This is a genomic window from Paraburkholderia sediminicola (assembly GCF_046030555.1).
Classification (GTDB): domain Bacteria; phylum Pseudomonadota; class Gammaproteobacteria; order Burkholderiales; family Burkholderiaceae; genus Paraburkholderia; species Paraburkholderia sediminicola_E.
On sequence record NZ_JAQQCH010000038.1, the window covers coordinates 46059 to 52233 of the forward strand.

The 6175-nt window shown below is 62.3% G+C and carries 6 protein-coding genes; 2 read left to right on the forward strand and 4 right to left on the reverse strand.

The features are described from left to right. Position 1 precedes the first annotated feature (1 nt). Genes paaD through paaA form a run of 4 tightly spaced genes read right to left on the reverse strand, consistent with a single transcriptional unit; the run spans position 2 to position 2710 of the window. Positions 2–544 carry a 1,2-phenylacetyl-CoA epoxidase subunit PaaD gene (gene paaD / locus PQQ52_RS32535; RefSeq protein WP_408220789.1) on the reverse strand — a complete coding sequence of 181 codons (543 nt, stop codon included), beginning with the start codon at positions 542–544 and terminating at the stop codon, positions 2–4. A 31-nt stretch (positions 545–575) separates the two neighbouring features. Further along, entirely contained in the window at positions 576–1379 is an 804-nt protein-coding gene (gene paaC / locus PQQ52_RS32540) for a 1,2-phenylacetyl-CoA epoxidase subunit PaaC (RefSeq protein ID WP_408220791.1), read from the reverse strand. Positions 1380–1387: 8 nt separating this feature from the next. Then, on the reverse strand, positions 1388–1672 hold the full coding sequence (gene paaB, locus PQQ52_RS32545; protein ID WP_007179854.1) for a 1,2-phenylacetyl-CoA epoxidase subunit PaaB: 285 nt from the start codon (positions 1670–1672) through the stop codon (positions 1388–1390). Positions 1673–1711: 39 nt separating this feature from the next. Then, positions 1712–2710 carry a 1,2-phenylacetyl-CoA epoxidase subunit PaaA gene (gene paaA / locus PQQ52_RS32550; protein WP_408220793.1) on the reverse strand — a complete coding sequence of 333 codons (999 nt, stop codon included), beginning with the start codon at positions 2708–2710 and terminating at the stop codon, positions 1712–1714. Between the two features lie 216 nt (positions 2711–2926). Here paaA and PQQ52_RS32555 point away from each other — a divergent pair, with 216 nt between their 5' ends. Continuing rightward, positions 2927–4546, forward strand: coding sequence for an NAD(P)/FAD-dependent oxidoreductase (locus tag PQQ52_RS32555; RefSeq protein WP_408220795.1), 1620 nt, complete (start codon positions 2927–2929; stop codon positions 4544–4546). A gap of 136 nt (positions 4547–4682) precedes the next feature. Continuing rightward, a complete protein-coding gene (locus tag PQQ52_RS32560; RefSeq protein ID WP_408220797.1) occupies positions 4683–5951 on the forward strand; it encodes an SGNH/GDSL hydrolase family protein in 1269 nt (422 codons plus the stop codon). The last annotated feature ends 224 nt before the right edge of the window (positions 5952–6175 follow it).

Below are 6175 nucleotides of genomic sequence, written 5' to 3' on the forward strand. Positions count from 1 at the left end.
ATCAGTATGGTTTGAAGTAGTCGAAGGGTTCGCGGCAGTCGAGGCAGCGGTACAACGCCTTGCAGGCCGTCGAACCGAATTGCGCGAGACGCTCGGTATGCGCTGAGCCGCAACGGGGGCACGACGGTGCCGGCAGTGCGCGGGGCACGAAGCGCATCACTTTTTCCTGCGCCGGCACAGCGGAGCCGCAATTGCCCGTGGGCGGCGCGATGCCGTAGGCGCGGAGCTTTTCGCGGGCGTCGGCGGTCATCCAGTCAGTGGTCCAGGCTGGCGCGAGCACCGTGGCGATCCGATAGGGCTTTAGCTCGGCCGCATCGAGCGCATGGGCGACGTCTTCGGCAATCTGCGACATCGCCGGACAACCGGAATAGGTCGGCGTGATAACGACTTCGAGCGTGCCGTCAGTGGCGCGTCGCACGTCGCGCAGAATGCCGAGCTCACGAATCGACACCACCGGGATTTCCGGATCTGGCACCGTTTCGAGCACGGCCCAGGCGCGTTCGAGCGTCGCGTCGGCGGTAGGCATGGCAGTCGAGGTCGTCATCGTCGAGTTCCGTTGGATTGCGCTGCAGCGCTTACCAGGTGGCGCCGGGATGCTGGCGCGCGAGGCTTTGCATTTCAGCCAGCACGAAGCCCATGTGCTCTGAGTGCTCGCCATGCTTGCCGGCCGTGATGTGTTTGACCGCTTCGGGCAGCTTGAGCGTGGCTTCGTCGAGCGTGGCCTGTACGTCTTCGAGCCATGCTGTTTCGAGGTCCGGCGTCAGCGGGCCGATACCGGCCGCCGCGATGGTCTCCTCCACGGCGTCCGCGCTGAAGAACTCGCGCGTGTATGGCAGCAGATAGTCGAGTGCGGCTTGTGCGCGGCGATGCGATTCGTCCGTGCCGTCGCCGAAACGGACCAGCCATTCGCTCGCGTGGTGCACGTGATAGCTGGTTTCCTTGATCGACTTCGAGGCGATTGCCGCAAGCTGCTCATCCTTCGACGCCGTGAGCGCCGTCCACAGATGCGCCATCAGCGTCGAATACAGGAAATTGCGCACGATCGTGACCGCATAGTCTTTCTCGGCTTGCGCGGTGCCGGCGAGCGGGCCGTAATGCGGCAGCTCGGCCAATGTGTAGTTGGCGAACTCGCGTTCGGCACGAAAATACGCGTAGTCGTCTTCCGTGCGGCTTTTGCCGGTGAGCTGCTGTTCCAGTGAGGCGGCGTGCGTGTACAGCAGACGCGCCTGGCCGATCAGATCCAGACTCATGTTCGACAGCGCGATGTCCTCTTCGAGGATCGGGCCGTGACCGCACCACTCGGCATTGCGCTGACCGAGGATCAGCGCGGTGTCCGCGAGGCGCAGCACGTACTGCAGATGTTGGGGCGTGATGGTCATGGCCGTGCTTACATGTGGTTGACTTCGTCGGGGAGCGTGTAGAACGTTGGGTGGCGGTAAATCTTGTCGCCAGCCGGTTCGAACAGCTCCGCCTTGTCTTCCGGCGCGGACGCAGTGATTGCCGACGACGGCACCACCCAGATGCTCACGCCTTCCTGGCGGCGCGTGTAGACGTCGCGCGCCATGCGCAGCGCCATCGGCGCGTCGGCGGCGTGCAGGCTGCCGCAGTGTTTATGGTCGAGTCCCTGCTTGCTGCGCACGAAGACTTCCCAAATCGGCCATTCCTTGTTCATCGCTGATCTCCTGATACTTTGTCGGGCTTGTCGCTGTGGTTAGGCAGCTTGCTGTTGTGCGCGCTGACGCTGCTTCTTGGCGTGGGCGAGGGCGGCTTCACGCACCCAGGCGCCTTCGTTGTGCGCTTTCACGCGGGTCGCGAGACGTTCGCGGTTGCACGGGCCGTCGCCATTCACGACGCGCCAGAATTCTTCCCAGTCGATGTCGCCGTAGTCATGATGGCCGCGGGCCTCGTTCCACTTCAGGTCCGGGTCCGGCAGCGTGACGCCGAGCACCTTGGCCTGGTCGACGGTGGCGTCGACGAATTTCTGACGCAGATCGTCGTTCGAGATGCGCTTGATGCCCCATTTCGACGACTGGCTGCTGTGGATCGAGTCTTTGTCGCTCGGACCGAACATCATCAACACCGGCCACCACCAACGGTTCACGGCCTGCTGGACCAATTCACGTTGCGCTTCGGTGCCGCTCATCATCGATATCAACGCGTCGAAACCTTGACGCTGATGGAACGACTCTTCCTTGCAGATACGGATCATTGCCCGTGCGTACGGGCCATAAGTGCAGCGGCACAGCGGAATCTGATTCATGATCGCCGCGCCGTCCACCAGCCAGCCGATTACGCCGACGTCTGCCCACGTGGGCGTCGGGTAGTTGAAGATGCTCGAATATTTGGCTTTGCCCGAGTGCAACGCGGCGATCAACTGATCGCGCGACACGCCGAGCGTTTCCGCCGAGCTATATAGATAGAGGCCGTGGCCGGCTTCGTCCTGCACTTTTGCTAGCAGGATCGCCTTGCGCTTCAGGCTGGGCGCGCGCGAGATCCAGTTGCCCTCCGGCAGCATGCCGACGATTTCCGAATGCGCGTGCTGCGAAATCTGCCGCACCAGAGTCTTGCGGTAGGCATCAGGCATCCAGTCCTGCGCCTCGATCTTGCCGTCGGCGGTCATGACCGCGTCGAATTGCGCTTGCTCGGGCGAACTCGCTGCCGCATCGAGCGGCGCGACGTTGCCGGGGATATCCAGGGATTGCGTGTACATGGGGACGCTCTCAGCGGGAGTTGTCTGTGTCTGCGCAGTATAAATCAACCGACCGGTCGGTTAATAAATTTTTTGAGACGAACGGCGCTTACCGATAGGGGGACCTTGGATTCGTTGCCGGGGCGTTTCGCTAGCACCGCTGCCCCACGCCGACACTTAACCTATAAAATTGCGAATTGGCCGCGATTTGCGGCCTTCCTGCATCCCCCGGTACTCATGTTACGTCTAAGCGAAATCAAACTCCCGCTCGATCACCCCGAGAGCGTTCTCGAAACCGCCGTCCGCGCGCGTCTCGCTGAACTCGGTGTGGATGAGAGCGGGCTTATCCGGTACACCGTGTTTCGCCGCGCGCACGACGCGCGCAAGCGCGCGGACATCAAGCTCACCTACATCGTCGACGTCGAGGTGACGGATGAAGCGGCCGCGCTCAAGCGGCTCGCCGACGTGCCGCACTGCAGTGTGACGCCGGACATGGCGTACCGTTTTGTCGCTAAAGCACCGGCGCAGTCGACTTCTCCGCGTCCGGTCGTGATCGGGATGGGGCCGTGTGGCCTGTTTGCAGGGCTGATCCTTGCGCAGATGGGCTTCCGCCCGATCATTCTTGAGCGCGGCAAGGCCGTGCGCGAGCGCACCAAAGACACTTTCGGCCTGTGGCGCAAGTCGGTGCTTAATCCCGAATCGAACGTGCAGTTCGGCGAAGGCGGCGCGGGTACCTTCTCGGACGGCAAGCTCTACAGTCAGATCAAGGACCCGAAGCATTACGGCCGTAAGGTGCTCGATGAATTCGTCCGCGCGGGCGCGCCGGAGGACATTCTTTATCTGAGCCGGCCCCATATCGGCACGTTCCGCCTCGTCAGCATGGTCGAAAAGATGCGCGCGACCATTCACGAGTTGGGCGGCGAGGTGCGTTTCGAGACGCGGGTCGACGATATCGAAATCGAGCAGGGCAAAGTGCGCGGGCTCAAGCTGTCGACGGGCGAGAATTTGCGCTGCGACCATGTGGTGCTGGCGGTCGGCCATAGCGCGCGCGATACGTTCCAGATGCTGAGTGACCGCGGCGTCTATCTCGAAGCGAAGCCGTTTTCGCTCGGTTTCCGGATCGAGCACCCGCAAGGGCTGATTGATCGCAGCCGTTTCGGCAAGTTCGCGGGTCACAAGCAACTGGGTGCCGCCGACTATAAGGTGGTGCACCACTGCAGCAATGGGCGCGCGGTTTATAGCTTCTGTATGTGTCCGGGCGGCACGGTGGTCGCGGCGACTTCCGAGCCGGGTCGCGTGGTGACCAACGGCATGAGCCAGTACTCACGGGCCGAGCGCAACGCCAACGCTGGGATTGTCGTCGGCATCACGCCGGACGATTATCCGGGTGGTCCGCTCGCCGGCATCGCCTTCCAGCGCAAATGGGAAGAACGGGCGTTCGAACTGGGTGGCGGCAACTATATGGCGCCGGGGCAACTGGTCGGCGACTTTATCGCCGGGCGGCCGTCTACGTCGCTGGGTTCGGTGGTGCCGTCATATAAGCCGGGCGTGCATCCGACCGATCTCAGCACCGCGCTGCCCGACTACGTGATCGAAGCGATCCGCGAAGCGTTGCCGCAGATGGACAAGAAGATCGCCGGTTTCGCTATGCATGACGCCGTGCTGACAGGCGTCGAGACGAGAACGTCGTCGCCGATTCGCGTGCGGCGCCGGGATGACTACCAGAGCATGAATGTCGAGGGCTTGTATCCGGCCGGAGAGGGCGCTGGGTATGCCGGTGGAATCTACTCGGCAGCTATCGACGGGATCGAAGTGGCCGAAGCGCTTGCGTTGAAGATGGCCGGAGCGTCGGCCTGATTTGTAATGCGTCGGCGCTCGTATCGAATGGTTGCGGCGCAGGCGGCCTGATCTGCGCAAGGCCGTTCGCACGGTCAGCCGCGATGAGCATGGCGATCGGGCACAATGCACGTTTTGCCTCGAACTGATCACCTGAATGACCATTCGCACCCTGGCCGCCGCATGTGGCGCGGCGCTGCTTTGCCAATTTGCCGCTTCCTCGACGGTGTTTGCCGCCGCCGCCGCGACGCACTGGGTCACCGCATGGGCGACGGCGCTGCAACCCATCCCGCAGCGATCGGATTTACCGCCGTTATACCGCGCTCCTGAAGTAGCAGGCCGCACGGTTCGCCAGATCGTTTATCCGACGCTGTCCGGTAAATCTGTACGAATCCATCTCAGCAACGAGTATGGCAAGACAGCGCTCGTCATCGAAGAGCTGCGCATCGCGCGCTCGGCCGGTGGCGCGGCAGCGCTGGGCAATGGCGAGGCGCGTGTGACGTTTGGCGGCAAGAGCTCGGTGAGCATACCGGCAGGCGCAGAGTTGGACAGCGACCCGGTTGCGATCGACATCGCTGAAGGCTCACCTTATGCGATCAGTGCATTTACGGGGCCGGAACAGCGGATCGTGGCGTGGCACCGGGTCTCGAATCAGCTGAATTACGTTTCCGCACCGGGTAATCACACGGCCGACACGTCCGCTGAGTCATTTCGTGGCCGGTTCACGCAATATGTGTGGGTGACGGGTTTGTCGGTGGACGCACCGTCATCGGCCGCCGTCGCAGCGATCGGCGACTCGATCACCGACGGCATGCGTTCCAGCCTGAACCAGAATCGGCGCTGGCCGGACGCGCTGGCTCGTCGGTTCGCCGGCACCGGCGACCATTCGACGGCGATCATTAATCTCGGCATCAGCGGCAATCGCTTGCTAAGCGACTCACTCTGCTATGGGGACGCGCTCGTCCGGCGTTTTGACCGGGACGTGCTGGAGCACCCGGGCGTCAAGACGGCCATTCTGCTGATCGGAATTAACGACATTAACTTTGCGACGATGCCGGCGCGTAGCGGCCTTGACTGCGACTCCCCGCATACCTCGGTGACAGCCGCCGACCTGATTGCCGGCTACCAGTGGGTGATTGCGGATGCACGACGCCGGGGCGTGAAAGTGTTCGGCGCGACATTGACGCCCGCATCGCTGCCAGCGCCGCGAGAGGCTGTCCGGCTTGCGGTCAACCAGTGGATTCGAACCAGCCACGCTTTCGACGGCGTTGTAGATTTTGATGCCGCGCTACGCGACCCGGCGCAACCGAATCGCCTGCAGCCTGCCTTTGACAGTGGCGACCATATACATCCCAGCGACGCCGGCTACAGCGCAATGGCCGAAGCGGTTCCGGTGGCTGGTTTAGTGAATTCAACCCGGAAGTGAGTCGCCAAAAAAAGATTTTCGTCAAACCCTTGTCATATGGCCGATGTTCGCCTAAGATTCGCCTCCTCGTTTGCGAACGAGGACCGCTGCGAAACAGGCGGGCGTAGCGTCAACAAGGTTTTAAGCGAAAGCGGAAAAATGTTGTTGACGAAACGAAAAAGATTCTCCATAATCTCGTTTCTCTGCTGCAGATGCAGCGACGCAGAACGAAGCGGTACCGGGTG

What these genes read in the sequence shown, in the direction of transcription:
- paaD (WP_408220789.1), bottom strand. Translation starts at nt 544, where the DNA reads ATGACGACCTCGACTGCCATGCCTACCGCCGACGCGACGCTCGAACGC.
- paaC (WP_408220791.1), bottom strand. Translation starts at nt 1,379, where the DNA reads ATGACCATCACGCCCCAACATCTGCAGTACGTGCTGCGCCTCGCGGAC.
- paaB (WP_007179854.1), bottom strand. Translation starts at nt 1,672, where the DNA reads ATGAACAAGGAATGGCCGATTTGGGAAGTCTTCGTGCGCAGCAAGCAG.
- paaA (WP_408220793.1), bottom strand. Translation starts at nt 2,710, where the DNA reads ATGTACACGCAATCCCTGGATATCCCCGGCAACGTCGCGCCGCTCGAT.
- PQQ52_RS32555 (WP_408220795.1), top strand. Translation starts at nt 2,927, where the DNA reads ATGTTACGTCTAAGCGAAATCAAACTCCCGCTCGATCACCCCGAGAGC.
- PQQ52_RS32560 (WP_408220797.1), top strand. Translation starts at nt 4,683, where the DNA reads ATGACCATTCGCACCCTGGCCGCCGCATGTGGCGCGGCGCTGCTTTGC.